The following is a 26,479-nucleotide window of genomic DNA, read 5'->3' on the forward strand; positions in this document are numbered from 1 at the left end:
AATACTCTCGCCGAAGGCAGCGGCGCAAGCCGCTATGCGTCGGTATGCGACCACATGGGCGTGCGGTAAGACATACGCCGGACCGAGCCCGTCTTGGACCGCATCAGCAGCGTCGTTGTCTCGACCCAGCCCGGCTCGCGCTTGATGCGCGGCAGCAGCGATCCACCAGTCACGCCAGTGGCGGCAAAGATCACATCGGCTGTCACCATCTCGTCACGTGCATACACGCGGTCCAGATCGGTGATGCCCGCCTTGGCGGCGCGGCCACGCTCGTCATCATTACGGAACAGCAGGCGGCCAAAGATCTGACCGCCCATGCATTTCAGAGCGGCAGCGGCCAGTACGCCCTCGGGCGCGCCGCCTTGACCCATGTACATGTCGATGCCGGTCACTTCGCTTTCGGCGCAGTGCATGACACCGGCCACGTCGCCATCGGTGATCAGGCGGATCGAGGCACCGGTCTCGCGTACTTCGGCGATCATCGCCTCATGGCGGGGGCGTTCAAGGATGCAAACGGTGATATCGGCAGGCTCACAGCCTTTGGCCTTGGCAAGCGCTTCGACCCGTTCGCGCGGGGTCATGTCCAGATTGACAACATTCTCAGGATAACCGGGGCCAACCGCCAGCTTGTCCATGTAAACGTCGGGCGCGTGTAGCATCGAACCACGCGGGCCCATAGCGATCACGGTCAGGGCGTTGGGCATATCTTTGGCAGTCAGGGTGGTGCCTTCCAGCGGGTCCAGCGCAATGTCCACGCCCGGGCCGCTGCCGGTGCCGACCTCTTCACCGATATACAGCATCGGCGCTTCGTCGCGTTCACCTTCGCCGATCACAACCACGCCCGCGATATCCAGCAGGTTCAGCTGCTCGCGCATGGCGTTTACGGCGGCCTGATCGGCAGCTTTCTCGTCGCCCCGCCCAACCAGCGAGGCCGAGGCCAGTGCGGCCTGTTCCGCAACCCTTGCCAGTCCCAAAGATAGCAGGCGGTCGTTAAAATCGATCTTGGCAGCACTCATGTGTTCGTATCCTCAGGTCAATCAAGCCGTTATACCCGGCATAGCTTGCGTTTCATGCAGGCCGCAAGCTCAAACCTCTTCAATCCGCAGGGCAACGGGCTCGCCCGCGATGACATCCGTATCGCGCAGGCCCTCAAGGGCGACGTCCAGCGTAGCGCGGGTGGTCTTGTGGGTGACGATCAGAACCGGAGCGGTGCTTTCGGCGTGACCATACTGGCGCATCCGGTCGATCGAGACGCCGGCATCCCCCAGAATGGCGGCCACTTTGGCCAACGCGCCGGGTTTGTCCAGCAGGCCCAGCCGCAGATAATACGCTGCTGGCAGACCGGTCACGGCAGGTTTGGCATCCTGCAGCGACGCGGCAGGGCGTCCGAAGGTCGGAATGTGCAGCCCACGGGCCAGATCGCAGACATCGCCCATCACGGCGCTGGCGGTCGGGCCTTCGCCTGCGCCGGGTCCGCGCAGAACAATCTGCTCGACCGAGTCGCCGTCCAGCACGACCATATTGGTGCCGCCTTCCAACTGACCCAGCGGTGAGTCACTGGGAACCAGGCACGGCTGCATCCGCTGTTCCAGACCGCGCGCCGTGCGTTGTGCCACGCCCAGCAGCTTGATCCGATAGCCCATGTCGTCAGCCTGATCGATATCGTCCAGACTGATCTGCTGAATGCCTTCGATCTCGATCCCGTCGAAGTTCGGCTTGGTGCCGAAAGCGATCGACGACAGCAGCGCCAGCTTATGCGCCGCGTCGATGCCGCCCACATCCAGATTTGGATCCGCTTCCAGATAGCCCAGCTGCGCACATTCTTCGAACAGCGCGTTATAGCCCTGCTTCTGCGATTGCATCCGGGTCAGGATATAGTTGCAAGTGCCGTTCATCACACCCATGACACGGGTGATTTCATTACCTGCCAGTCCCTCGGTCAGTGATTTGATGACCGGGATGCCGCCTGCAACAGCGGCCTCGAACCGGATCACGCGACCGGCGGCTTCGGCCTTTTCGGCAAGGTCTTGCCCGTGGATCGCCAGCAGCGCCTTGTTGGCTGTGACGACATCTTTGCCACTGGCCAGTGCCGCCTGGACCGAGGCTTTGGCCGGGCCGTTTTCGCCACCCATCAGTTCGACAAACACATCGATGTCGTCGCGTTTGGCCAGAGCAACCGGATCGGTTTCCCAAGCGTAATCCGACAGGTTTACACCACGATCCTTACTGGCGTCGCGGGCCGACACAGCGGTGATTTCAATCGGACGCCCGGTGCGCGCCTGCAGCAGGTCCGCATGGCGGCGCACGATCTTGACCACGCCCACACCGACTGTTCCCAAACCCGCAATTCCAAGCCGCAGCGCCTGTGTCATTCCCATGGGTCCTTTCGCTCGAAATTCCGCCATCGGCGGGCCATCCTTTGCGCGCTGCCTTATCGGGTTCAGGGCAGGGGTGCAATCCGTCAGCGCACCCGGCGGGCTAGTTTATCTCGGCGTTCTGAAGGGCCTCGGCACGTTTCGCCAGTGCTTCGCCGCGGGATGTCAGCTCTTCTTCGACCTCGGCTGCCTCACTGACCGGATCGACGGGCGCGCCCAGCGCGGCATCCAGCGGAATCAGCTTGGGATAGCGCGCCTTGAGCAACGCGTCTGTTTCGCTGCCCTCCAACTCGGGGATATCGACGCAGGCGGCGGCGGTCAGCAGCAGGAATATCAGCGGCAGAGGCTTCATTGCGATCCCATCGGTTGCAGCATGAGCCCTGTGATGCACCTTTTGCCGGACCGGTTCAAGCGGACTTCTATCTGAACGAATGTTCAGATACTGTCGGGTCATGGCGCGTACACAAGGTTCTCATTCTGATATCACCGGCCCCCGCATCCGCAAGGCGGCGTTGGGGCTGTTTGCCCGTCATGGCTATGCCGCCGTGTCCATGCGGCAGATCGCAGGCGAGGTCGGGGTTCAGGCCGGTGCGCTGTACAACTACACGCCAGACAAGCAAAGCCTGCTTTATCGCCTGATGCGCGAGCATATGCAGGACCTTCTGGCCGCCTATGAAGATCTCACCCGGTTTGACGATCCGCAGGACGCCCTGCGCCAGTTCGTCGGCTTTCACATCCGCTTTCATCTGGAGCGCCCGGACGAGGTGTTCATCGCCTATATGGAACTGCGCAATCTGACGCCCGAGAACTTTGCCGAGATCGAGGCTCTGCGCCGCCAGTACGAGGATTCGCTGGAGAGCATCCTGCAGCGTGGCCACGAAACCGGACGGTTTGCGGTGTCGGACACGAAGATCGCCACGCTGGCGGTGATCGCGATGCTGAACGGTGTCATCACCTGGTATCGCAGCGGCGGGCGGTTGTCGCTGGACGAGGTCGAGCAGGTCTATTGGGACATGGTGCGCAAGGCGGTGTCGGCCTGACCTAGTGCGCCGGGCGAATAAACGTGCCGTTGCGCAATTCCCGGAACGCCTGTTGCAGCTCGGCCTGGGTATTCATGACAATCGGGCCGTGCCAGGCGACGGGTTCATTGATCGGAGCGCCCGAAATCAGCAGGAACCGCACGCCGCTGGGTCCGGCCTGAACCGTCACCTCGTCGCCCGTGCCAAAGCGGATCAGGGTCCTGTCCCCGGACATATCGCGGATATTGACCTCTTGCCCCGCGACCTCTTTTTCCAGCAGAACGCCAGCGGGTTGCGAGGCATCTGCAAAGGCGGCTTCCCCTTCAAACACATAGGCGAATGCACGGCGATAGGTGTCGATGCGAAAGGTCTTTTTCACACCCGCCGGAACGCTGATGTCCAGATATTGCGGATCAGCCGCGATGCCATCGACCGGACCGGTGCGCCCCCAGAATTCGCCCACGATCACGCGCACGATGGTGCCGTCATCATCGGTGATTTCGGGAATGTCGCCACTTTGCACGTCCTGATAGCGCGGAGCGGTCATCTTTTGATCTGAAGGCAGATTACCCCACAACTGGAACCCGTGCATCTGACCGCTGGCGGCGCCTTTCGGCATCTCCTGATGCAGAATACCCGAACCGGCGGTCATCCATTGCACGTCGCCAGCCCCCAGCGTTCCGCTGTTGCCCAACGAGTCGCTGTGTTCGACAGTACCCGACAGCACATAAGTGATCGTCTCGATCCCGCGATGCGGGTGCCACGGGAAACCGGCCATGTAATCTTGCGGATGTTCGTTCCGAAAGTCGTCGAACAGCAGGAACGGGTCCAGTTCCGACGGGTCCTGAAAGCCAAAGGCCCGATGAAGTTTGACGCCCGCACCTTCCATCGTCGGCACGGCCTTGCGGGTTTCCAAAGTGGGTCTGAGCGACATCGGAGCCTCCATCATAGCTGGCCGAAATTTAAGCTGGGCGCGCGATCATTCAATTCGCGCAGAAACACGTTGCCTGTGCAGGGGTGCTCAGACCTGTGCAGGGCTCTGTCCTTTGTGGATCAAAGCCGCTAAAGCAGACGGGAAAGCAGGAGAGATACATGCAAGAAGACGTGTTGGCCACAATCGCGGCCTCGGCCCCGCGCCGCTGGATGGGGGTAGGGATGCTGACCACGATCGGAGGGTTGGTGATCTATGTCGCATTGGCCACCCCGCCTCAGTTGGGCTGGCAGGTGTTCCTGCTGGCGACCGGAGCAGCCTCTTTCTGGCTGTCTCATCACATGTGGACCGCGACCGCAGACAGAATCGAACTGACCCGATCCACCCTGCGCACCGGATCCGGGCAGGTGATATGCAGCGTGGACGAAATCGAAACGGTTGACCGGGGCATGTTTGCCTTCAAGCCGTCAAACGGCTTTCTGATCAAAACCCGCAGCGCTGGCACATTTGCATGGGCCCCTGGTCTGTGGTGGCGTCTGGGGCGCCGCATAGGAATCGGCGGCATGACAGCCGCCGCCGAAACCAAATTCATGTCAGAGATGCTGACGGGGATGCTTGCCGAGCGGGGTTAACCGGCTGCGTTCAGGCACCGCTTGACTCTTCAGCCTCGTCTTCATCATTGTCGACATCTTCAAGATCGATGATCAGTTCCTTGAAAACTGCCGCGATTTCATTTGTGAACCTCGGTCGGGTGAAGACAAAGTTGTCAAATGTTACATTTTTTACAAGGTCTTCGTTGAAGATCGGTGCATATTTGTTCGACGTCTCCACCAAGATCAGAGTGTCCTGATTAGGCATCGGCGGAAGTGAATCGCTGATTGTTTCGACATTGTCGTTGGTCCAGATCCACTGATATCCACGTGCTGTCGACCACTGAACAAAGTGGCGATCCTCGTCCTCGTCAAATACCAGCAGTGACACGCGCATCGCCATCGGCGATCCGTTGTCAACCATCCGCACCATCAGCGTATGCAGTGAGGTAATATAGGTATCGTTGATCGTGCCTGTTTCACGCGAGATGAGGTCACCAATTGTGTAGGCAGCCTTGAGGTTTGCCGCGCTCTGGCGATACCCATCAAACCACGTAAATGTTGCCGTGGCGGTAAAGAGCAGCATCGGGAACATCAAGATGGCTTCAACCGACACCGCGCCGGATTCGCTGCGTTTCAGAACATTCAGGCGTTTGAAGATTTTGGCTATGTGTTTCATCGCTTAAATCGGCTCCTGAACAAACGCGGTGGTCGCGGTTAAAGAGTACTGGCCGGTCTGGTCTGTTATCCCCTTGGCGAGTTTTGACGTCGGGAAAACCGGATTGATCCGCGCGCACGCACGCAGAATCATCAGGTCGTTGGATTGGCCGTTGACGAACGTTCTAACCGGCTTCACTTCTTCAGAGTTATCGGTGCAGTCCGGGTCCTCAGGAAGGATGATGCCCTCAAACGCGCTTTGCTGGATCATTTCGAGCCGCAGATTGTTCGAACAGCTTTTGATGAACAGGGCGCGCTCGCAGATGGTGTCCTTGATGTCATCATGCGCGACGATTTCCCCTGTTCCAAGGCGAATATCGCGAACTGTCATGTCAACTGCGCGTTCCAGCATGGATTGCTGCATGGTAACAATCGCCAGCTCTGCCGCCGATAAACTAAAGAACATGAATGCCGGGAAGAGCAATGCAAACTCAACGGTCACACTGCCGGTCTCTGATCGGCGAAACCGCCGAGTGAGTGAAGCAACCTTACCGATCATTGTGTCAGTCTCAGCTTGCGGATCGAGGACGCGATTGATGCAAATGCATCTTCCAGGTCCAACCCTTTTACATTGTAGACATGGCTATCCGAGCTCGCGCACTTCTGCAGCAGGCTATAGCCGCTGCGCGGGGCTTCGAATGCGATACCATAGACAACGATGCCCTGATCTTTGGCCGAGTTGCAGATGTGCTTCGTGTGCTGGTTCTTTGCAGAGGTCTCCACTTTCGAGAATGCACTGCTATACCATTCGGCCCATGCACTGGACTGCCAGTAATAGTTGTATTGTGCATTCCAGGCCAACGAAACGCGGTTGAAGAGTTCAGGATAGGTCAGGCGGACCGCCTCACCGGGCTCTTCATTCTCGGCAGTTTCCGGGGCAGGTGTTCCATAGGGATGATCATTCCACTCATAGGGCTTGCTGCCGCGTGTATTGCGCTGCGGCCAGAAGAAGTTCGGTTTCCCCTGAGAATGATAGATGGAATAGTCACCTTCGACTGTATTGTAGCTTCCCCAATTCGTGATGTTACCGGAATCAGGGTTGTACCAGACATCCGAGTAGCCTTCCCGCAGCGACGGGTTCAGCATGTACTGATCGGTGTTCTTACCATCGGTCATGACGATGGCGATTTTCAGAACGTCAGTGTTATAGTTCGTCGGACGCTGGCTGAAATTCGCTGGAACGATCTTTGCGGGTGCAAATTCGGGATCCGGATCGGTTTGCGCTGCCAACAGGCCGACGATATCGCGCATGCTGGGATCCAACAGGGCGACACCCCATTTCATGCCGACATCGATCGATGTGTTGCCGTTTGGGGTCAACTGGCTGATATGTTTCAGCAATTTCGCCCGATTATTGGTTACAGGAGTGATTGCGCTGCCGGCGCGAACCGGACAAACCGGGATTCTGATGCCGTTTTCAGAATAGGTGAACGGATCAAAATGCGCGGTACGTTCAAGCGTATCGCCACGGTGCAGGTCCGCATCGCTGTACTGTTCAGGGATGAAGTTCACGCAGTGCGAGTAATTGTGCTCGTTAGTGACGTTGGTGAACTTGTTCAGAAGTTCTTCGCCGGCGTTGACCTGAGTGGCGTATGGAACAATCGAAATCGAAATCTCGTTCTGCCCGGGTTTATCCAGCATCAGGTTTACAAACTGTGATGCGGCGTCTCTCAGAACAGTCATTTTGCTGTAGCGTGGATCGGCGGACGGCTCACTCATCGAACCTGAAATGTCCAGAATCAGCGAAATTTCCACCGCGCCGATTGATTCCTCGGCGGTGCTGGCGGCAGGGGCGAGCAATTCCTTAACGCCGGAAAGACGCATGAAGTGCGTTTTGATGACTGTTTCTGCCGTAGCGGTCACTTTCCGCGAACCAAAGCCTTCTACGACCGTGACATCTTTCAGCTTCTCCCCAAGGCCTGCCTTGTCGAGATAGGCTTCGACGACGGTCTGCGGATCCGCAGTCTGGTCGAGATCCGCCGCGGCAAGTACAGCCCGGTCAAGCGTGGATTGCAGAGCAGCCCGGTCACGCTCGAACTTCATCATGTCCACGCCGATACCTGTGGCTGCAATTAGCGCAAGAAACAAGAATACGGTGAGGATCGTGAATGAGCCCTCCTCATTTTTGGCGAATTGCCGGAAGGCATTAAATTTGTTCACTGGCTTGGCAGAGCCATTATTTGCTAGATTTTTCTTCATATTTGGTGACTCCGCTGAGCAGGCCGAATAAGCCCCCAAGGAAAAAATTACTGTATTACGTTAAATTTCAAACGTGGCGGGAATTGGGCGAAAATGGCTTAGTTTTGGCTGGTTAGCAGAAATTGCGAAGATAATCCGTTGGGTTATGGTGGCTCTGTTGTCAGCTTGTGGACAATTTCAGCGGAGCGCGGGTTATGGGCGACTCAGTTCATTCTGATTTGAGCAGACATATGGATTGATCAAAAAATATGCAGATGATGATTGCAGCGCCGCGCCAGTGGTGCGACAAAACGTCATGACGTTTGTCTGTTACGGGTACGGAGGATTGTATGACCGGAATCAAAGAACCCAGCTTTCGTGAGAGTGTTGACCTGATGTTCAACAGGGCCGCGTCCCTGATGGATCTGCCGCCGGGGCTGGAAGAAAAGATACGGGTCTGCAACGCCACCTATACTGTGCGGTTCGGCGTTCGCCTTCGTGGAAAGATCCAGACATTCACAGGATATCGCTCGGTCCATTCTGAGCATATGGAGCCGGTAAAGGGCGGTATCCGTTATGCGCTGGCGGTGAACCAGGATGAGGTTGAGGCGCTTGCGGCACTGATGACCTATAAATGCGCTCTGGTCGAAACGCCGTTTGGCGGCTCAAAAGGCGGGCTGTGCATCGACCCGCGCCAATATGAAGAACATGAACTGGAGCAGATCACGCGCCGTTTTGCCTATGAGCTGGCCAAGCGTGATTTGATCAACCCGTCCCAGAACGTACCGGCCCCGGATATGGGGACGGGCGAGCGTGAGATGGCCTGGATGGCTGACCAATACGCGCGGATGAACACGACGGATATCAACGCGCGGGCCTGTGTGACGGGCAAGCCGCTGAATGCGGGCGGCATTCAGGGCCGGGTCGAAGCGACCGGGCGCGGTGTGCAATATGCGTTGCGCGAATTCTTCCGGCATCCTGAGGATATCAAAAAGGCCGGTCTGAGCGGCAAGCTGGACGGCAAACGGGTGATCGTGCAGGGGTTGGGGAATGTGGGCTATCACGCTGCCAAGTTCCTGAGCGAAGATGACGGCGCACGCGTTGTCGGTATTATCGAATGGGACGGCGCGCTCTATAATCCCGACGGCATTGATGTGGAAGCAGTCCGCCAGTGGATCGTCAAACATGGCGGCGTCAAGGATTATCCGGATGCGACGCACACCGCCGAAGGGGCGGCTGTTCTGGAAGAGGAATGCGACATCCTGATCCCCGCGGCGCTGGAAGGTGTAATCAACCTTTCGAATGCCGAGCGTATCAAGGCTCCGCTTATCATCGAGGCCGCGAACGGTCCGGTCACGGCGGGCGCAGACGAAATCCTGCGCCAGAAGGGCACCGTGATTATCCCTGACATGTACGCCAACGCGGGCGGTGTGACGGTGTCTTACTTCGAATGGGTCAAGAACCTCAGCCATATCCGCTTTGGCCGGATGCAGCGCCGTCAGGAAGAGGCGCGGCACGAACTGATCGTCAGCGAACTGGAGCGGCTCGATCGCTATCTGGGTGATGCCTGGTCGATGTCTCCGGACTTCAAGGCCAAGTATCTGAAGGGCGCTGGAGAGCTGGAGTTGGTGCGCTCGGGCCTCGATGACACGATGCGGATTGCCTATCAGGCGATGCGTGAGGTCTGGCATAGCCGGTCCGATGTGGATGACCTGCGGACCGCTGCCTATATCGTCGCCATCGACCGCGTCTCGAAGAGTTACCGCGCCAAAGGGCTCTGAGGGTCGAGACAAAAAGACGAACCGGACCAGTTTCATTGGTCCGGTTCCTGCCGGTTCCTGCGGGCCCCAGGGCCGCATGGGGCGGCGACATACGAAGTCCTTCAATAGATTGTATTTGCATCGCTGCGCCGGATTCGCTGTGGTGCAGGCCGCTAGACACGAAAGTGCGGGCGCCGGTCCTGGGTAGCCAGGAAATTTGCGTTTTACCGACGTTTCGTCGCCCAGAGGCAAGTCCATGTCGAAATCAGAGGTGGCGTTTTTCGGTGGCATTGTTACTGCTGACCGCAGTTGATTTGATGTCGACCAGAACCGCACGGAGGTCTGAATGCGTTTTTCCGGCTTGAGAGTTCTCAAGGAAGGGCTGACTGGCAACAAGGGTTGGACGCCGCATTGGCGCGATCCCGAGCCGAAGGCCGAGTATGACATCATCATTATCGGCGGCGGTGGCCATGGGCTGAGCACGGCGTATTACCTTGCCAAGGAACACGGTCTGACCAACGTGGCTGTGTTGGAAAAAGGCTATATCGGCGGCGGCAATATCGGGCGCAATACGACGATTGTGCGCGCGAACTACTTCCTGCAGGGCAATTCTGAGTTTTATTCACATTCGCTGAAACTATGGGAAGGTCTGGAAGAGGACCTGAACTATAACGTCATGCATTCGCAACGCGGGATCATCAACCTGTTCCACTCGGACGGGCAGCGTGATGCGGCGGCGCGGCGGGGCAACATGATGATCAGTCAGGGGGATGACGCGATCCTGCTGAACCGGGATCAACTGCGCGAGATGCTGCCTTATCTGAATTACGACGACCTGCGGTTTCCGCTCTATGGCGGACTCTATCACCCGCGCGGCGGCACCGCGCGGCATGATGCGGTGGCGTGGGGCTATGCGCGTGGCGCCGATCAACGCGGCGTCGATCTGATCCAGAACTGCGAAGTGACCGGCATAGATATCGAAAACGGTGCGGTGCGCGGCGTACAGACCACGCGCGGTTCGATCCGGGCCAAGAAAGTCGCCGTGGTGGTTGCGGGCCGGTCGGGTCAGGTCGCGGCGATGGCCGGGATGCGCCTGCCGGTCGAAAGCCATGTCCTGCAGGCCTTTGTGACCGAAGGGCTGAAACCTTGTCTCGATCACGTCGTGACCTTTGGCATGGGGCATTTCTATATCAGCCAGTCCGACAAGGGCGGGCTGGTTTTTGGCGGAGACCTGGATTTCTACGCCTCTTATGCGGCGCGGGGGAACCTGCCGACCGTGGAAAGCGTGATGGAGGCCGGGATGGCCCTGATGCCGATGATCGGCAAGGCGCGGGTGCTGCGGTCATGGGGCGGGATCATGGATATGTCGCCTGATGGCTCTCCGATCATCGACCGAACGGATATCGGCGGGCTCTATCTGAATTGCGGCTGGAACTACGGCGGGTTCAAGGCGGTTCCGGGCTCGGGGAATGTGTTTGCCCATCTGATCGCCACGGATCGGTATCATGAGAATGCAACCCGGTTCCAGCTTGATCGATTCCGCACCGGGCGTGGAATTCTGGATGAAGAGGGCAAAGGCTCTCAACACAATCTGCATTGAGGATGGCGATGTCGGATTTGAGTATTTCTGAAAAGATGAAGCTGGGGGCGCGGGTATGAGGATCACCTGTCCGCATTGCGGCGAGCGGGATCGCCGCGAGTTTTACTATCGCGGGGCGGCGGTCGATCTGGAGCGTCCTGTGCCGGATGCGGGCGAAGCTGCCTGGGATGACTTTGTTTATCTGCGCGACAACCCGGCCGGTGTGACCCGCGAGCTTTGGTATCACGAAGGCGGTTGCGGCGCCTGGGTCGTGGTGACGCGGGATACGGTCACGCATGAGATTTCGGGAACGCAATTGGCCTCAGAGGTGAACACATGAGGATCGCGGGCAAAGGGCTGATTGATCGCACACAGACGGTACCGTTTGTCTTTGATGGTGTTAGCTACGAAGGGTTTCAGGGCGATACTCTGGCTTCAGCCTTGCTGGCCAACGGCGTTCGCCTCATGGGCCGGTCGTTCAAGTATCACCGCCCGCGCGGTGTTCTGACGGCAGGCAGTGAAGAGCCCAACGCATTGGTGACGGTCGGGCAGGGCGCGGCGCAAGAGCCCAATGTGCGGGCCACCATGCAGGAGATTTATCCGGGACTAGAGGCGCGCAGCCAGAACCGCTGGCCCAGCCTTGGGTTCGATGTGATGGCGGTCAATGATCTGGCCGCGCCATTTCTGGGGGCGGGGTTCTATTACAAGACCTTCATGTGGCCAAAGAGCTTTTGGGAAAAACTCTATGAGCCGGTAATCCGCCGGGCGGCGGGGCTGGGCGCTTTGTCGGGCGAGGATAATGTCGACAAGTACGAAAGCGCCTTTGCCTTCTGTGATTTGCTGGTCATTGGCGCGGGGCCTGCCGGATTGATGGCCGCTTTGACCGCTGCGCGTGCCGGGGCGGATGTCATTCTGGCGGACGAGAACGCGCGGATGGGCGGGCGGCTGTTGGCCGAAACCTATGAGATTGATGGCAAGCCGGGTCACGTCTGGGCGGATGAGGTTCTGGCTGAGCTCGGGGGCATGGACAATGTGCGCCTGATGACCCGCACCACGGTTGCGGGCGCTTATGATCAGGGCACCTTTGCGGCGTTGGAGAAGGTGCTGCATCACACAGATCGCCGCCCGAACGGCGCTCCGCTCGAGACGTATTGGCGGATCGTGGCGAAACGTTCGGTTCTGGCGGCGGGTGCGTTGGAACGTCCGGTGGCATTTCGCGACAATGACCGCCCGGGAATCATGACCGCCGGGGCGGTGCGGGCTTATCTGAACCGCTGGGGCGTCAGCCCGGGGCGGAACGTGACTGTCTTTGGCAATACGGATGACATTCACCGCACCGCGCGCGACCTGCTGGACGCCGGTGTCCACGTGGCCGCAGTGATCGACAGCCGCCACGATGCGCCGTTGTCGGATGACTATGAGGTGCTGCGCGGCGCGCAGGTCTGTGGCAGCGCAGGCCGCAAAGGGTTGGAGTCGATCACCATCCGCCGGGCCAGCGGCGAAGAGAGCATCCAAACCGACTGCCTTGCCATGACCAGCGGTTGGAACCCGTCGGTTCACCTGACCTGCCATATGAATGGCCGCCCGACCTGGAAGCGCGAGATTGAGGCTTTTGTGCCGACACCCGGGGCCGTGCCGGGCATGGTGACGGCAGGGGCGTGCAACGGGGCGTTCTCGACCGCAGCCTGTCTGCGCGAAGGGGTCGAAGCGGCAGAAACCGCGCTGGGCGAACTGGGGCTGAAAGCGCCCAAATCCACCCTGCCACAGGCCGAGGATACGTCTTACGAGATAACCCCGCTCTGGGCGGTTCCGGGCAAAGGCCGGGCGTGGCTGGATTTCCAGAACGACGTTACGGTGAAAGACGTCAAGCAGGCCGCGACCGAGAATTTCCGGTCGGTCGAGCACATGAAGCGCTACACCACGCAGGGCATGGCGACGGATCAGGGCAAGAACTCGAACGTGGCAGCGCTGGCCGTTCTGGCGGACGCAACCGGGCGCGGGATACCTGAAACGGGGACTACAACGTTCCGTCCGCCCTATTCCCCGATCGCGATTGCTGCGCTCGGTGCGGGGAGCGAAGGCGCCGGATTCAAGCCTCAACGCTTTACCACTTCGCACAAGGCAGCCGTGGCACGGAAGGCGCCGATGATCGAAGTGGGCCTGTGGTATCGCCCCAGCTATTTCCCGAAGGATGGAGAGTCCACCTGGCGGCAATCCTGTGACCGAGAGGTGAACATGGTGCGTCAAGCGGTTGGCGTGTGCGATGTGTCAACCCTGGGCAAGATCGATATTCAGGGGCCGGATGCGGGTGCGTTTCTGGATTTCGTCTATTCCAACATGTTCTCGACCTTGAAAGTCGGTCGCGCGCGCTATGGTCTGATGCTGCGCGAGGATGGATTCGTCATGGACGACGGCACCACCGCGCGGCTGGGCGAGACGCATTTCGTCATGACCACAACCACCGCAGGTGCCGGGGATGTGATGAAGCATCTGGAATTCGTACATCAGGGTCTGCGCCCGGATCTGGATGTTTCCTTCACCTCGGTCACTGAGCAATGGGCGCAATTCGCCGTGGCCGGGCCGAAATCGCGAGAGTTGCTGAACACTCTGCTGGACACACCTCTTGATGACAAAAGCTGGCCCTTCATGGCCTGCGGACCGGTATCGGTGCTGGGTGCTTCAGGGCGTCTGTTCCGGATCTCGTTCTCGGGCGAACATGCCTATGAAATCGCCGTGCCCGCGCGCTATGGCGCGAGCCTGTTCGACATGATGGCGGACCGGGCAGAGGCGCTGGGCGGCGGGCTTTACGGGATGGAGGCGATGAATGCCCTGCGGGTCGAGAAAGGGTTCATTACACATTCCGAAATCCATGGACGGACGACAGCCTATGACATCGGCATGGGCCGAATGGTTTCGCAGAAGAAGGATTGCATCGGCAAAACCATGTCGCAACGCCCGGGTCTGGAAGAGCCCGGGCGCGAGCGGCTGGTGGGGCTGAAACCGATTGGCGAAAGCAGGGAACTTCTGGCGGGCGCGCATCTTTACAAGGAAGAGGCTGATCCGGTGCGCGTGAATGATCAGGGCTATCTGACCTCGGTCTGTTATTCGCCCACGCTGGAAACCATGCTGGGGCTGGGCTTTCTTGCCGACGGGCCGGACAGGTACGGAGAGGTGGTGAAAATGGTCGACCACCTGCGCGGTGTCACGACCCTGTGCGAAGTGGTGAACCCGGTCTTCTTTGACCCCGAGGGAGGGCGCGTCCGTGGATAAACTGATTGCAAAAACGCCCTGCGACGGGCTGCTGCCGCTCACCGTCGGTGCTGTGACGCTTAGCGAAGAAGACGCGGGGGCGATCCACTCGATCTCTCCTTTCAAGGGGCATCAGAAGGCCGTTTCCGACGCGCTCAAGGCGGCTCATGGGATGACGTATCCATCAGCCAATCGCGCCACCGGCAAGGCAGGGGCGCGGGCGGTCTGGTTTGGGCCTGCGCATGCAATGCTGATGGGGCCGGTGCCCGACAAAGCTTTGTCGGGGCTTGCTGCCATCGTGGATCAATCGGATGCGTGGACGGTTGTCCGACTGGAAGGCGCCGGGGTCGAGGATGTATTGGCGCGTGTGGTGCCGGTTGATCTGCGCGGTGCGCAGTTCAAGCGGGGCCATACAGCGCGGACTCTGCTGTTTCACATGACCGCTTCGGTCACCCGTGTCGGTGAAAACGCGTTTCAGATCATGGTCTTCCGGTCCATGGCCGGATCGCTGGTTCACGATCTGAAAAGGGCGATGGAAGGCATCGCCGCGCGCGGGTAAGCTGCATTGAATGAAACGAATCCGGGAGACCCCCATGTTGCGTATCGCCATCGTCGCGGCCCTGCTTGCCACCCCTGTGGCGGCTCAGGAAACCAAGGAACAAAGCTGCCAGTATCAAGCGGATGTTGTTGCCGCGATACAGAAGGCACGTCTTGACCGGGTAAAAGAGCGTGATGTGGCGCAAGCGGTTGCGGATAGCAGTCCGACCTGGCCCGAGAACTACAACGCGGCGATTCCGCTGATCGCGCCATGGGTCTATGAGCAAAAGATGCGCGACGTGCGCAAAAAGGAACTTGGAGCGGCCTGGTTGGAGCTGTGTTTGCAGCAATAATCCACAGACCCGGCATTTCCCTGTGGACAACCGCGCGCCATCCCCTTGGCGCGCGATTTCATTTCTGGCAGGTTTGAACGATGTCTTTGCCCCCCGGATTTCTGGATGAACTGCGCACCCGCCTCAGCCTGTCTCAGGTCGTTGGGCGCAAGGTCATGTGGGATCAGCGCAAGTCCAATCAGGGCAAGGGCGACATGTGGGCGCCGTGCCCGTTTCACCATGAGAAGACGGCATCCTTCCATGTCGATGACCAGAAGGGATTCTATTACTGCTTCGGTTGCCACGCCAAAGGCGACGCGATCAGCTTTGTGAAAGAGACCGAGAATGTCTCGTTCATCGAAGCGGTCGAGATTCTGGCGCGCGAGGCCGGGATGCCGATGCCGGCGCGTGATCCAAAGGCGCAACAGAAACAGGATCGGCGCTCGCAATTGGCCGAGGTGATGGAGCAGGCGGTGCAGTTCTTCCGCCTGCAACTCAAGACCGGGGCAGGGACGGATGCGCGCGATTACCTGACCCGTCGAGGGCTGGACGCGCAGGCGCTGGACCGGTGGGAGATCGGCTTTGCACCTGATGGCTGGCAGGCGCTGTGGGATCATCTGACCGGCAAGAACGTGGCCGAGGATCTGATCCTTGGCGCCGGGCTGGCCAAGCCGTCGAACAAGGGCAAAAAGCCCTATGACACCTTTCGCAACCGGATCATGTACCCGATCCGCGACCCGCGCGGGCGCTGCATTGCCTTTGGCGGACGGGCGATGGATCCCAATGACAACGCCAAATATCTGAACTCGCCCGAGACCGAATTGTTCGACAAGGGGCGCAGCCTCTATAACCATGGCCCTGCGCGGCAGGCGGCGGGGAAGGGTCAGCCGCTGATCGTGGCCGAAGGGTACATGGACGTTATCGCGCTGGCTGAGGCGGGCTTTGGCGCTTCGGTTGCGCCTTTGGGAACGGCCATTACGGAACATCAACTGCAACTGCTGTGGCGTATTTCCGATGAACCGATCATCGCGCTGGATGGCGATACGGCCGGTTTACGCGCGGCGATGCGGGCGGTTGATCTTGCTCTGCCGCTGCTGGAGGCCGGAAAATCCCTGCGGTTCGCTTTGATGCCCGAGGGCAAGGACCCAGATGACCTTTTGCGCGCCGAAGGGGCAGGGGCCGTTCAGACGGTACTGGACAGTGCCATTCCCATGGTCAAACTGCTGTGGCAGCGCGAGACCGAAGGCAAGGTATTCGACAGCCCCGAGCGTAAGGCGGCCTTGGATAAATCCCTGCGTGAAAAGATCAAACTGATCCGCGATCCCTCGATCCGGTCTCATTACGGGCAGGAAATTAAGGATCTGCGCTGGCAATTGTTTCGCCTGCAGCGACAATCGCCAAATCGCCCATGGCAACCTCGTGGCAAGTGGCAACCACAAGCGCAGCCTGCCTCGCCCGGTGCCCGCGCGTCGTTTTTGGCGTCATCCGAGACCGCGGATATCCAATTGCGTGAATCCGCCATTCTGGCAATTGCCATTCTGAATCCGCAGGTTGTCGTGCAATTTGAACATCAACTGGAGGAAATGGATTGCCGCGATCCCGACCACGCGGCGCTGCGGGGGGCGATCCTGCGCCATGCGATTGACGATCCGGACAATCTGCAAGACCACATCATTCAAACTTTGGGTCCGGAACCCCTTGAAAACCTGCTGGCCCTTCGCCATGTCGCAGTGATCCCCTGTGTGCACAAACCGGGCGACGTTGAAAAGGCCCAGATGACACTGGCCGAGGAACTCGCAAAGATCAAAGCGCTCCGGGGGTTGGATGCTGAGATTGCCGAAGCGGCGGAGGAATTGTCCGATCTGGCCGATGAGGCGCTGACATATCGGCTGGCGCAAGCCGCCGAAGAGCGCAACCGCACAAGCCGCAGCCAGAATGAGGACAAGGCCGTTTTTGACATCGCCGACAATGGTGCGCGAATCAACCGCGACGAGAAAGACGCGTTTGAGGCCATCATGTCTGGTATCAATTTCGAGCGGAAACGCCGGTAAACTGGTGTTTTCGTAAGGCACTGGAAAAGAAAAACAGGTAAACGGGTGGCCGAATCAGTTTCACGCGCTAATGATTCGGCACAGACGAATCACCCATCCCTGCAGGAGCATTGAATGGCCGCCAAGGATACGAACGAAGACCGCAAATCCGACGAGCAGGAACAGGAAATCTCGCTGGACATGAGCCAGGCCCAGGTCAAGAAGATGATCGCCGAGGCCCGCGAGAAAGGTTACATCACCTACGACCAGCTCAATCAGGTTCTGCCGCCTGATCAGGTCAGCTCGGAACAGATCGAAGATGTTATGTCGATGCTGTCCGAAATGGGCATCAACATCATCGAAGATGAAGAGGCCGAGGAAGAAGAGAACAAAGGCTCGACCGAACTGGTCACCACCGAAGGCCCGCGTGAGGTTGCGCTGGCCGGTGCCGCAACCGAAAAGCTGGACCGTACCGACGACCCCGTGCGCATGTACCTGCGCGAGATGGGTTCGGTCGAACTGCTGAGCCGCGAGGGCGAGATTGCCATCGCCAAACGGATCGAGGCGGGCCGGAACACCATGATCGCTGGGCTGTGCGAAAGCCCGCTGACCTTCCAGGCGATCACCATCTGGCATGACGAACTTCTGTCCGAAGACATTCTGCTACGGGACGTCATCGATCTGGAAACCACCTTCGGCAACCAGATGGACGAAGACGGCGACGTACAGGAGCCAGTCGTTGACACTTCGGCGGTTCAGTCCGCTAAACCTGCCAAAGACGAGGGCCCGGAGCTTGACGCCGATGGCAACCCGCTAAGCAGCGATGATGACGATGACGAGGACGATCAGGCCAATATGTCCCTGGCCGCGATGGAAGCGGCGCTGAAGGATCAGGTTCTGACCACGCTGGAACGCATCTCGACCGACTTCGCGATGCTGAGCGAGATGCAGGACAGCCGGATTTCGGCCACCCTGAACGAGGACGGGACCTTCAGCGAGAAGGATGAAGAGACCTATCAGAAGCTGCGGGCCGAGATCGTCGAACTGGTGAACGGTCTTCACCTGCACAACAACCGGATCGAAGCGCTGATTGACCAGCTCTATGGCATCAACCGCCGCGTCATGTCGCTGGACAGCTCGATGGTGAAGCTGGCCGACCAGGCCCGCATCAACCGCCGTGAATTCATTGACGCCTATCGCGGGCGTGAGCTTGACCCGAACTGGCTGTCCGAGATGGCCGAAAAGCCGGGCCGGGGCTGGCAGATGTTCATCGAACGCTCGACCGAGAAGGTTGAGGAACTGCGCAACGACATGGCCCAAGTCGGGCAATATGTTGGTCTGGACATCCCCGAATTCCGCCGCATCGTGCAGCAGGTTCAGAAGGGTGAAAAAGAGGCGCGTCAGGCCAAGAAGGAAATGGTCGAGGCCAACCTGCGTCTGGTGATCTCGATTGCCAAAAAGTACACGAACCGTGGCCTGCAATTCCTTGATCTTATTCAGGAAGGTAATATCGGCCTGATGAAGGCGGTGGACAAGTTCGAATACCGCCGCGGCTATAAGTTCTCGACCTATGCAACCTGGTGGATTCGTCAGGCGATCACGCGTTCCATCGCGGATCAGGCCCGCACGATCCGTATTCCGGTCCATATGATCGAAACCATCAACAAGCTGGTCCGCACCGGTCGTCAGATGCTGCACGAAATCGGCCGCGAGCCGACGCCGGAGGAACTGGCCGAAAAGCTGCAGATGCCGCTTGAGAAGGTGCGCAAGGTGATGAAGATCGCCAAAGAGCCGATCAGCCTTGAGACGCCCATCGGCGACGAGGAGGACAGCCAGCTAGGCGATTTCATTGAGGACAAGAATGCCGTGCTGCCGCTGGACAGCGCCATTCAGGAAAACCTCAAGGAAACCACAACGCGGGTTCTGGCCTCGCTCACCCCGCGCGAGGAACGGGTGCTGCGGATGCGTTTTGGCATCGGCATGAACACCGACCACACGCTGGAAGAGGTCGGTCAGCAGTTCAGTGTGACCCGCGAACGTATCCGTCAGATCGAGGCGAAAGCGCTGCGGAAGCTGAAGCATCCCAGCCGATCACGAAAACTCCGGTCCTTCCTGGATCAGTAAGTCAAAGGCGCCTTGGGGCGCCTTTTTCTTTGCGCTGCTCACATTGTCCAAACTTCACTTCAAATTGGCGAGAACGCACAAGGCAAGCGTGGCTGTCAATTCTACATCGCGGGTGTCCACTCATGGGACAGGCCGGGGCGAGGTGGAAACGCTGATGACCCCCGGCCACTGTCACCGCAGCGGGCGGTCCACTCTTTTTCGGAATGCGGAAGGTGCCTGTCCGGTCCAGCGTTTGAAGGCGGTGGAAAAGGCGGCCTGATCGGAATAGCCCAGCGAATAGGCAATCTCGGCCAGTGTCATGCCGTTCTTGATGAATGTCTGCGCCAGATCACAGCGCAGGTCCTCGACAATCTCGCGATAGCTGACCCCCTCGTCAGTCAGGCGGCGCGCCAGTGTACGCGGGCTGAGGCCCAGTTGAGCGGCGGCGTCGTTGGCCGGGATGATCCTGCCGGGCATCGACCGGGTGATCAGGCCTTCAACCAGCGCTCGTGTTTTTTGTTTGGGAGACCGTCGCTCGGCCAGCAGACGTTCGCCGTATTCCAGAAGATGCGCGCGCAGGCTGGGATCATAGGTCGGGATCGGGATTTCAAGCGAGGGCAGCGAAAGGATGATCTCAAGCCGCTCAGCCCCGAACGTGACCGGGAACCCGCCGATCTTTGCAAAAGCCTCGGCGTGCTGTCCGACTTCGTGTTGAAAGCGCATCTCGATCGGATGCAGGCAGGTCTGTGTCAAAGCGCGCATCCGACCGATGGCGGCGAATAACAGGAATTCGGTACGGCGGTGATAGCGCGAGAATCCGGGATCTTTCCAATCCGCCTCAAACGATGCCGAATTCCCCGAGATCCGCAAACTGAGGGCAAGCGCGGGGTCGATGATGGCATGAAACCGAGCCGAGTTTTCCAAGACCTGTTTCAGATCGCGCGAATATTTACTGATATAGGCGGTAACGCTGGAGGATGAGTTGAAGCCCAGCCCGGTGCGCGCGCCAAAGGTGATATCTCCGACTGCGTCGCAGGCGTGGCGGACAAACAGCGCCTCTTTATGGGCGCTGTATGACGTGGCCGGAGGGGCAATCTCGGTCCGCGTCAAGGCGCTGCTGTCCAAGACGCGGTCAACGACGGATGCGCCCGCGTGATCTTCGAGCCTGCCCGAGAGCAGCCGTATTCTGGAAATATCAACGTCCATTATCGTGTCTGAAATCAGTTCGAACCTGCAATGCAGCCTAGCGGTAAATCCGCGCGTGGCGCCAGCTTTTGGTTGGATGACAGAAATTCGCAAGAAATTGACCGAACTTGTCAAGACCTACAACCCTGCTCGGCGGTAATGTCGGATCGTTGTCGGGTCAGCGTCCAATGGGGATTGAGGGCTGAGCCTGAGTGGACGGTCCACCAAACCGTGTTACCGGGTTCCCCGACATCTCGACCAATGGTCGCCCATGTCGCATTGCCGACATTTCGCGTCCATGAGAGCATCCGTCAGGCCAGTGGCAACCATATGATTTCCCGTGCAAGATCTGAACGCCCCCGAAACTGATCTGATCGTCTTTGACGGTGAGTGCGTGCTGTGTTCGGGGTTCTTTCGGTTCATGCTGCGCCATGACAAGGATCGGCGGTTCCGCTTTGCCACGGCGCAATCTCCGCTTGGGCAGCGGCTTTATGCGCGGCTCAATTTGCCCACCTCGGATTTTGAGACCAATCTGGTGATCGTCGACGGGCGGGTTCATCAAAGGCTGGATGCCTTTGCCGCCGCGATGCGGGCTTTGCCGGGGTTCTGGCGGGTTCTGGCGCTGTGCCGATATCTGCCGCGGTTTATAAAAGACCCGCTATATCACGCGATTGCCCGGAACCGATACGCTCTGTTTGGCCGGCAAGAGACCTGTCTGGTCCCCGATCCATCGTTGCGGTCACGGTTTGCAACAGATGGTTTCTGAGAGCGACCCGTTCCTGCAGGCTTTGGGGGGCGATCCTGATCTGCCCGTCGCGGTCCGGGCTTTGCATGGCGGTGAAGGTCGTCACCAAGGTCGCTGCAGCATCACGCGGGGTGGGGGTGCATTGGTGGCGCTGGCGCTGCGTGCCGGTCGCTTCCCGCCTGAGGGCAGTGACTTGTCCGTCACCCTCACCATTCAACGCGACAGTGACGGCTGGCACTGGGAACGTGACTTTGATGGTCACATAACCCGGTCGCGGTTGATATTCGATGTGCGGCGCGGCTGTGTCAGAGAACAGATCGGAGCGTTGACGATTTGGATGCGACCAATGCGAACCGAAACGGGGCTGGCCATCGAGATACAGCGCCTCTGCCTGTTCGGGGTGCCGTGCCCCCGGTTCCTGCTGCCCGGATCCAGCTCAACCGAAAGCGAGGACATGCAAGCACGCTTTCGCTTCGACATCTCGGCTCATTTGCCTGGGGGTCGGCTGTTGATCCGGTATCGGGGCTGGTTGATGCCTGATAACGCAAATCGGGGCGCTGATTGAAATGATTGTGAAATGCTCTGTTTCGAAGACTGTGGCAAACTACACTATAATTCGGAAGTAAGAGAGAGAAAGTAATGATGAAACAGTTTATCTCGGGCACTTTTGTCGCCCTGATGGTGCTCAGCTCGCCCGTCACGGCAAGTGCGGCGCGCCTAGGCTTTCAGACCGTAGCGATCAACAACACTGATTTCGAAGTCATCCCGCGCTCTCGTCGCGATGTCGACGGATATTGGTGCGCCGCCGCCGATTTTGCGCGCCGGACCTTGGGTGCCGGTTGGCAGGATCGCATCTATGTCACGCGCGGCTATGGCCAAAGCGTGACGACCGGGCGCAAGACGTCTGTTGCGTTCTCATTGACGATGCCCAAGGATGTGGCGCAACAAAGCAGTTTCTCTGCTGGCTTCAAAGTGGGTGAAAGCATGTCGGTGCAAGGTGCGAACGGGCGGTGCAGTCGTCGTCAGATATTGAACTGATCGGTGCTGCAGACCGAGTTTTCCATCCAGACACAGGGCGTTGGGCTCTATGAGTTCACCGCCCCTGTGCGATCTTGGTTGAAGCCTGACTCGGATGGATTGCTGACCCTTTTCATACGCCATACCTCCTGTTCGCTGCTGATCCAGGAAAATGCCGACCCTGAGGTTCAGACCGATTTGCAAGCGTTCTTTGACCGGTTGGTGCCGTCGTCGGATCATCCGTCGATGGCCTATCTGCGCCACACCTATGAAGGGCCGGATGATATGCCCGCCCACATCAAGGCGGCGATAATGCCCGTTTCACTGTCGATCCCGGTTACAGCGGGGCAGCCTGCCTTGGGCACATGGCAAGGCATTTACCTGTTCGAGCATCGCCGCGCCCCGCATCTGCGCAAGGTCGCGGCACATTTCGCGTGACCCTTTATCTAGCGGTGGAAATTTCCGACTACCCAAATCCTAGCGGCTGCCCTATAGTTGTGGATAAGTGAGCCGAAGTGCTTACAACAAGAGGCGGAACTAGGGACGAGGAGACGGCGGATGCGCTGCCCGTTTTGCGGAAATATCGATACTCAGGTCAAGGATTCACGACCGGCAGAGGATCACGTGGCGATCCGCAGGCGACGGTTTTGCCCGGCCTGCGGCGGCCGGTTCACCACGTATGAACGTGTGCAGCTGCGCGATCTGGTAGTGATCAAAACCAACGGAAAACGCGAGGATTTCGACCGCGACAAGCTTGAGCGCTCGATCCGCATCTCGATGCAGAAACGCCCGATCGAACCCGATCGGATTGATCAGATGATCTCGGGTATCGTGCGCCGTCTGGAAAGCATGGGCGAGACCGACATCCCGTCCAACAAAATCGGTGAAATCGTCATGGAGGCGCTGGCCCGGATTGACACTGTTGCGTATGTTCGCTTTGCAAGTGTCTACAAGAATTTCCAGGCGGCTGATGATTTCGAGGAGTTCGTCCACGAGTTGCGCCCGCCGCAACCCACGACCGATGAGTGACCGAAACAGATAAGCGATTCATGGCGCTGGCCCTGTCTTTGGGGCAGCGCGGTCAGGGACAGTGCTGGCCCAACCCCTCGGTCGGCTGCGTTGTCGTGCGCGATGGGCGGATCGTCGGACGCGGCTGGACCCAGCCCGGCGGGCGCCCTCATGCTGAAACCGAAGCGCTGGCGCAGGCCGGATCCGCGGCACAGGGGGCAACGGCTTATGTCTCGCTTGAACCTTGCGCGCATCACGGAAAGACACCGCCCTGCGCGCAGGCGCTGATCGACGCCAAGGTGGCGCGTGTTGTTTGTGCCATCGAGGACAGCGATCCGCGTGTGGCCGGGCAGGGCTTTGACATGTTGCGCGCTGCCGGGATCGACGTGCAGACCGGTATCATGGCCTATGAGGCCGAGCAGGCCCATGCCGGGTTCTTCCTGAAAACCGAGCAGGGCCGCCCGTTCGTAACGCTTAAACTGGCCAGCAGCTTTGATGGCCGGATCGCAACTGAAACCGGCCACAGCCAATGGATTACCGGCCCCGAGGCGCGGCGTGCAGTGCACGCGATGCGGGCCCGTAATGATGCGGTGATGGTCGGGGCAGGGACGGCCCGTGCGGATGATCCGTCGCTGACGGTGCGTGATCTTGGTGTCGCGCGGCAACCCGTGCGTGTGATCGTCTCACGTTACCTCGATCTGCCGCTTATGGGCCATCTGGCCCGCACCGCGAAAGAGGTTCCGGTCTGGCTGTGCCATGGTCCGCATCCCGACCCTGAACGCGCCCGCGCCTGGGAAGGATTGGGCGCCCGGCTCATCCCCTGTGCGCTGGAAGGCCATCATGTTGACCCGGCAGACCTGCTGCAACAGCTTGGACAGGCTGGACTGACCCGCATCTTCTGCGAGGGCGGGTCCGCTTTGGCCGGATCACTGCTGAAGGCGGATCTGGTGGATGAGCTTGTCGGGTTCACCGCTGGCCTGATGATCGGAGCCGAGGGGCTGCCTGCGATCGGGGCGCTCGGGCTCGATACGCTTGAGACCGCCCCCCGTTTCGATCTGATCGAAACACAGGCTTTGGGCGGAGATATCCTGCATCGTTGGGCACGGACAACCCGCTGACGGTCAGCGCCACAAATGCGCGTATGTCGCCAGTGCACCTTGCAGTTTCGATAGAATGCGATTGACCGGCCCGCTGAAGGCTGGCTCGCCATGCGCCAATCGTTCGATTGCGATCTCGACCGGGCAGGGCTGCCCGGTCACCGGATCGAAATAGCGCGGATAGTCGATCAGCGCGGCATGCACCAAACCCAAAAGCGAAGGCCGCGCGCCGCGCCGCGCCGGGACCGCGCCCAGATCGGTGGTCAATCCCCACCCGGCATAAAACGGCGCGCCCAGAGTGGTGACCTGCACGCCGCGCAACAGGGCCTCGAACCCCATCAGAGAGGTCATGGTCCAGACCTCGTCCACCTGCGTCAGCAGATTTGCGGGATCGGTGCCGGATGCGATCACATCGGCCAGACCTTCCGCCTGTATCTTGCCCTCGCGCAGGTTGGCTTCGACATCCGGGTGCGGTTTGTAGATCAGCACGGCGTCCGGCCATGCCGCGCGCGCCGCTTGCAGCAAGTCGAGATTGGTGCGAACGGTGCTGGTGCCCAGACGGATCGAGGCGTCATCCTCGACCTGACCGGGCACCAAAACGCGATGGCCTTGAGGCAGGTCAGGCATGGGGGTGCCAATGTTATATTTACTCAACGCCTCGGCCAGCAGCCGCGCGATCAGCCGTTCTGCACGGAGCTGTTGATCCGGGCGCAAGGCCTCACGCGTGGCGATCCATTCCTCAAGGCGGCTGGGGCGCGTGGGATCGTAATAGATGCCCAGATCATCGGTCACCAGCGACAGCGGAGGGACAAGTTCCGCACCAAGTCCGCGCGAGCGCAGAAAGCCGTCTTCGACCCGGACAATATCCGTCGCGTCTGCGGCCCGGCTGGCCCAACTCATGTGTGGCTGTGTTTGTGTCGCGGGCGGCTCGGCCACGAAGCGCAGTTTGCCGTATCGGCCAAACATGCGTTGCAGGTGACGACGTTTCCAGACCCGCATGCCAGAGGCGGTCCACCCCCTGTGATCCTCGCGCCAGGCTCGGGTTGTGGCCTCAAACGTGTTCAGCGCGGTTTCAAAGTCACATGACCGGTCATGGAACGGGTCGTACCAGCGCGGGTACAGGATCATGGCTGCTGCAAACAGCTGCGCCCGCGTCAGATTGCGCTGTCGGCGCTGTACGGGAAACTCATCCTGCGTCAGACCCCAGCCCGCATAGAAGGGTTGGCCAAAGACGCGGGGTTTGTGCCCGGCCAGAATGGCCTCGAACCCCATTTGTGACGACACGGTGTAGACACCGATTGCCCCTTCGAACAGCGACCATGGGCTGATCGGGGCTGAGAGGAATTCCACCCGGTCATTCTGGTCTTCATCCGTGAAATGCCCGGCCCGAAAACCCGATGTGGTTTCCGGGTGGGATTTGATCAGGATGCGCGCACCGGGGTTCTCCTCTTGCGCGACGAACAGCATCTCAAGAAAACGCGCTCGGTCCGCGCGGCTTGCTGTCACCGAGGCGTCACCCTGTGTCTGATCAATGACCAGAACGTATCCGGGATCGGGCGGCGTTTGGTCCAGATCAAAGGCGGAATACTTGCTCAGATGCAGTTCGCGCAGGCGGGCCATGCCACCCCGCGCTCGGTCCAGAAGTGCGGTATCGTCCAATGGGTGCGTGGCCAGCAAGGTTTCAAGGTCCGAGGGTGTGGCTGGGTCGAAATGCAGCCCGGATCGATCCAGCAGCAACCCCATGGGCGGCTCGCCCGCCCGTCCGGGGTGGAGCGAGCGTAGAAACGCATCCTCGACCCGCAGCACCGGCACGCCCCGCTTTTCGGCGACGGACAGCCCGCGATGCGCCGTCGGACTGTTGCCCCAGACACCAATCAGATCAGCGTCCTGCGGCAGGCCAAGCCGGATGTCGTAACCGGCCAGCGACAGAATGCGGCGCACCCGCCGTTGGGTCAGGAAGCCGCCATTGTAAACAAAAAGCCGAGAGCGTTCGCCCCCGGCCGATTGTTCCGGATCGGGTCGCATGT

Annotated in this window: 25 protein-coding genes; 16 read left to right on the plus strand and 9 right to left on the minus strand. The window is 59.6% G+C overall.

Translation table 11 applies throughout. From position 1 onward, the window contains the following. Positions 1 to 32 precede the first annotated feature (32 nt). The 3 genes from glpX to ACR0K9_RS01855 all read right to left on the minus strand — a co-directional run bounded on the left by glpX (position 33) and on the right by ACR0K9_RS01855 (position 2,727). Positions 33 to 1,016, minus strand: coding sequence for a class II fructose-bisphosphatase (gene glpX / locus ACR0K9_RS01845; RefSeq protein ID WP_480531531.1), 984 nt, complete (start codon positions 1,014 to 1,016; stop codon positions 33 to 35). 69 nt (positions 1,017 to 1,085) lie between these two features. Next, entirely contained in the window at positions 1,086 to 2,372 is a 1,287-nt protein-coding gene (locus tag ACR0K9_RS01850) for a homoserine dehydrogenase (RefSeq protein WP_480820296.1), read from the minus strand. Positions 2,373 to 2,478: 106 nt separating this feature from the next. Continuing rightward, positions 2,479 to 2,727, minus strand: coding sequence for a hypothetical protein (locus ACR0K9_RS01855; protein WP_480820298.1), 249 nt, complete (start codon positions 2,725 to 2,727; stop codon positions 2,479 to 2,481). Positions 2,728 to 2,827: 100 nt separating this feature from the next. On the opposite strand from ACR0K9_RS01855, the gene ACR0K9_RS01860 reads away from it, so the two are divergent. After that, the gene (locus tag ACR0K9_RS01860; RefSeq protein WP_480820300.1) at positions 2,828 to 3,415 is read left to right on the plus strand and encodes a TetR/AcrR family transcriptional regulator; all 588 of its coding nucleotides are present in this window, start codon (positions 2,828 to 2,830) and stop codon (positions 3,413 to 3,415) included. 1 nt (position 3,416) lies between these two features. Here the strand turns inward: ACR0K9_RS01860 and ACR0K9_RS01865 are convergent, their stop codons facing one another. Next, positions 3,417 to 4,328, minus strand: coding sequence for a pirin family protein (locus ACR0K9_RS01865; protein WP_480531539.1), 912 nt, complete (start codon positions 4,326 to 4,328; stop codon positions 3,417 to 3,419). A 158-nt stretch (positions 4,329 to 4,486) separates the two neighbouring features. On the opposite strand from ACR0K9_RS01865, the gene ACR0K9_RS01870 reads away from it, so the two are divergent. Beyond that, complete coding sequence (locus ACR0K9_RS01870) at positions 4,487 to 4,957, plus strand: hypothetical protein (protein ID WP_480820302.1); 471 nt, start codon at positions 4,487 to 4,489, stop codon at positions 4,955 to 4,957. Positions 4,958 to 4,967: 10 nt separating this feature from the next. On the opposite strand, the gene ACR0K9_RS01875 is transcribed toward ACR0K9_RS01870, so the two are convergent. From ACR0K9_RS01875 to ACR0K9_RS01885, 3 genes are read right to left on the minus strand one after another with little or no spacing between them, the layout of a single operon-like run. Continuing rightward, positions 4,968 to 5,594 (minus strand): TadE/TadG family type IV pilus assembly protein, encoded by a 627-nt coding sequence (locus ACR0K9_RS01875; RefSeq protein ID WP_480820304.1) that lies wholly within the window; start codon positions 5,592 to 5,594, stop codon positions 4,968 to 4,970. Between the two features lie 3 nt (positions 5,595 to 5,597). Continuing rightward, positions 5,598 to 6,131 carry a TadE/TadG family type IV pilus assembly protein gene (locus ACR0K9_RS01880; protein ID WP_480820306.1) on the minus strand — a complete coding sequence of 178 codons (534 nt, stop codon included), beginning with the start codon at positions 6,129 to 6,131 and terminating at the stop codon, positions 5,598 to 5,600. After that, positions 6,128 to 7,831: a Tad domain-containing protein gene (locus ACR0K9_RS01885; RefSeq protein ID WP_480820308.1), complete on the minus strand. Its 1,704-nt coding sequence runs from the start codon at positions 7,829 to 7,831 to the stop codon at positions 6,128 to 6,130. Before ACR0K9_RS01885 ends, ACR0K9_RS01880 begins: the two co-directional genes overlap by 4 nt. 329 nt (positions 7,832 to 8,160) lie before the next feature. Between ACR0K9_RS01885 and ACR0K9_RS01890 the strand changes: the two genes are divergently transcribed. The 8 genes from ACR0K9_RS01890 (at position 8,161) to rpoD (ending at position 19,421) form a co-directional block, all read left to right on the plus strand. After that, the gene (locus ACR0K9_RS01890; RefSeq protein WP_480531549.1) at positions 8,161 to 9,591 is read left to right on the plus strand and encodes a Glu/Leu/Phe/Val family dehydrogenase; all 1,431 of its coding nucleotides are present in this window, start codon (positions 8,161 to 8,163) and stop codon (positions 9,589 to 9,591) included. 325 nt (positions 9,592 to 9,916) lie between these two features. Continuing rightward, positions 9,917 to 11,170, plus strand: a complete 1,254-nt coding sequence (locus tag ACR0K9_RS01895; protein ID WP_480531551.1) for a sarcosine oxidase subunit beta family protein — start codon at positions 9,917 to 9,919, stop codon at positions 11,168 to 11,170. Positions 11,171 to 11,225: 55 nt separating this feature from the next. Further along, positions 11,226 to 11,489 carry a sarcosine oxidase subunit delta gene (locus tag ACR0K9_RS01900; RefSeq protein ID WP_480820310.1) on the plus strand — a complete coding sequence of 88 codons (264 nt, stop codon included), beginning with the start codon at positions 11,226 to 11,228 and terminating at the stop codon, positions 11,487 to 11,489. Continuing rightward, the gene (locus tag ACR0K9_RS01905; RefSeq protein WP_480820312.1) at positions 11,486 to 14,419 is read left to right on the plus strand and encodes a sarcosine oxidase subunit alpha family protein; all 2,934 of its coding nucleotides are present in this window, start codon (positions 11,486 to 11,488) and stop codon (positions 14,417 to 14,419) included. The genes ACR0K9_RS01900 and ACR0K9_RS01905 overlap by 4 nt, the downstream gene beginning before the upstream one ends. Then, entirely contained in the window at positions 14,412 to 14,957 is a 546-nt protein-coding gene (locus tag ACR0K9_RS01910) for a sarcosine oxidase subunit gamma (RefSeq protein WP_480820314.1), read from the plus strand. The genes ACR0K9_RS01905 and ACR0K9_RS01910 overlap by 8 nt, the downstream gene beginning before the upstream one ends. A gap of 34 nt (positions 14,958 to 14,991) precedes the next feature. Further along, positions 14,992 to 15,288 carry a hypothetical protein gene (locus ACR0K9_RS01915; RefSeq protein ID WP_480820315.1) on the plus strand — a complete coding sequence of 99 codons (297 nt, stop codon included), beginning with the start codon at positions 14,992 to 14,994 and terminating at the stop codon, positions 15,286 to 15,288. 80 nt (positions 15,289 to 15,368) lie between these two features. Continuing rightward, positions 15,369 to 17,318, plus strand: coding sequence for a DNA primase (dnaG, locus tag ACR0K9_RS01920; RefSeq protein WP_480820317.1), 1,950 nt, complete (start codon positions 15,369 to 15,371; stop codon positions 17,316 to 17,318). Positions 17,319 to 17,432: 114 nt separating this feature from the next. Beyond that, the gene (gene rpoD / locus ACR0K9_RS01925) at positions 17,433 to 19,421 is read left to right on the plus strand and encodes an RNA polymerase sigma factor RpoD (RefSeq protein ID WP_480820319.1); all 1,989 of its coding nucleotides are present in this window, start codon (positions 17,433 to 17,435) and stop codon (positions 19,419 to 19,421) included. Positions 19,422 to 19,592: 171 nt separating this feature from the next. On the opposite strand, the gene ACR0K9_RS01930 is transcribed toward rpoD, so the two are convergent. Next, a complete protein-coding gene (locus ACR0K9_RS01930; protein ID WP_480820321.1) occupies positions 19,593 to 20,606 on the minus strand; it encodes a helix-turn-helix domain-containing protein in 1,014 nt (337 codons plus the stop codon). A 319-nt stretch (positions 20,607 to 20,925) separates the two neighbouring features. Here ACR0K9_RS01930 and ACR0K9_RS01935 point away from each other — a divergent pair, with 319 nt between their 5' ends. The 6 genes from ACR0K9_RS01935 (at position 20,926) to ribD (ending at position 24,473) form a co-directional block, all read left to right on the plus strand. Then, positions 20,926 to 21,351 carry a thiol-disulfide oxidoreductase DCC family protein gene (locus ACR0K9_RS01935; RefSeq protein WP_480531567.1) on the plus strand — a complete coding sequence of 142 codons (426 nt, stop codon included), beginning with the start codon at positions 20,926 to 20,928 and terminating at the stop codon, positions 21,349 to 21,351. Beyond that, a complete protein-coding gene (locus ACR0K9_RS01940) occupies positions 21,341 to 21,895 on the plus strand; it encodes a DUF4166 domain-containing protein (RefSeq protein WP_480820323.1) in 555 nt (184 codons plus the stop codon). The genes ACR0K9_RS01935 and ACR0K9_RS01940 overlap by 11 nt, the downstream gene beginning before the upstream one ends. A gap of 74 nt (positions 21,896 to 21,969) precedes the next feature. Further along, entirely contained in the window at positions 21,970 to 22,368 is a 399-nt protein-coding gene (locus ACR0K9_RS01945; RefSeq protein ID WP_480820325.1) for a hypothetical protein, read from the plus strand. A gap of 6 nt (positions 22,369 to 22,374) precedes the next feature. Then, positions 22,375 to 22,785 carry a secondary thiamine-phosphate synthase enzyme YjbQ gene (locus ACR0K9_RS01950; protein WP_480820625.1) on the plus strand — a complete coding sequence of 137 codons (411 nt, stop codon included), beginning with the start codon at positions 22,375 to 22,377 and terminating at the stop codon, positions 22,783 to 22,785. A gap of 120 nt (positions 22,786 to 22,905) precedes the next feature. After that, positions 22,906 to 23,376, plus strand: coding sequence for a transcriptional regulator NrdR (nrdR, locus tag ACR0K9_RS01955; protein ID WP_480469369.1), 471 nt, complete (start codon positions 22,906 to 22,908; stop codon positions 23,374 to 23,376). Further along, complete coding sequence (gene ribD, locus ACR0K9_RS01960; RefSeq protein ID WP_480820327.1) at positions 23,373 to 24,473, plus strand: bifunctional diaminohydroxyphosphoribosylaminopyrimidine deaminase/5-amino-6-(5-phosphoribosylamino)uracil reductase RibD; 1,101 nt, start codon at positions 23,373 to 23,375, stop codon at positions 24,471 to 24,473. The genes nrdR and ribD overlap by 4 nt, the downstream gene beginning before the upstream one ends. A 3-nt stretch (positions 24,474 to 24,476) precedes the next feature. Here ribD and ACR0K9_RS01965 read toward each other — a convergent pair whose 3' ends face one another. Next, complete coding sequence (locus ACR0K9_RS01965) at positions 24,477 to 26,477, minus strand: capsular polysaccharide biosynthesis protein (protein WP_480820329.1); 2,001 nt, start codon at positions 26,475 to 26,477, stop codon at positions 24,477 to 24,479. Positions 26,478 to 26,479: the final 2 nt, after the last annotated feature.

It is taken from the genome of Ruegeria sp. L12 (assembly GCF_056531745.1).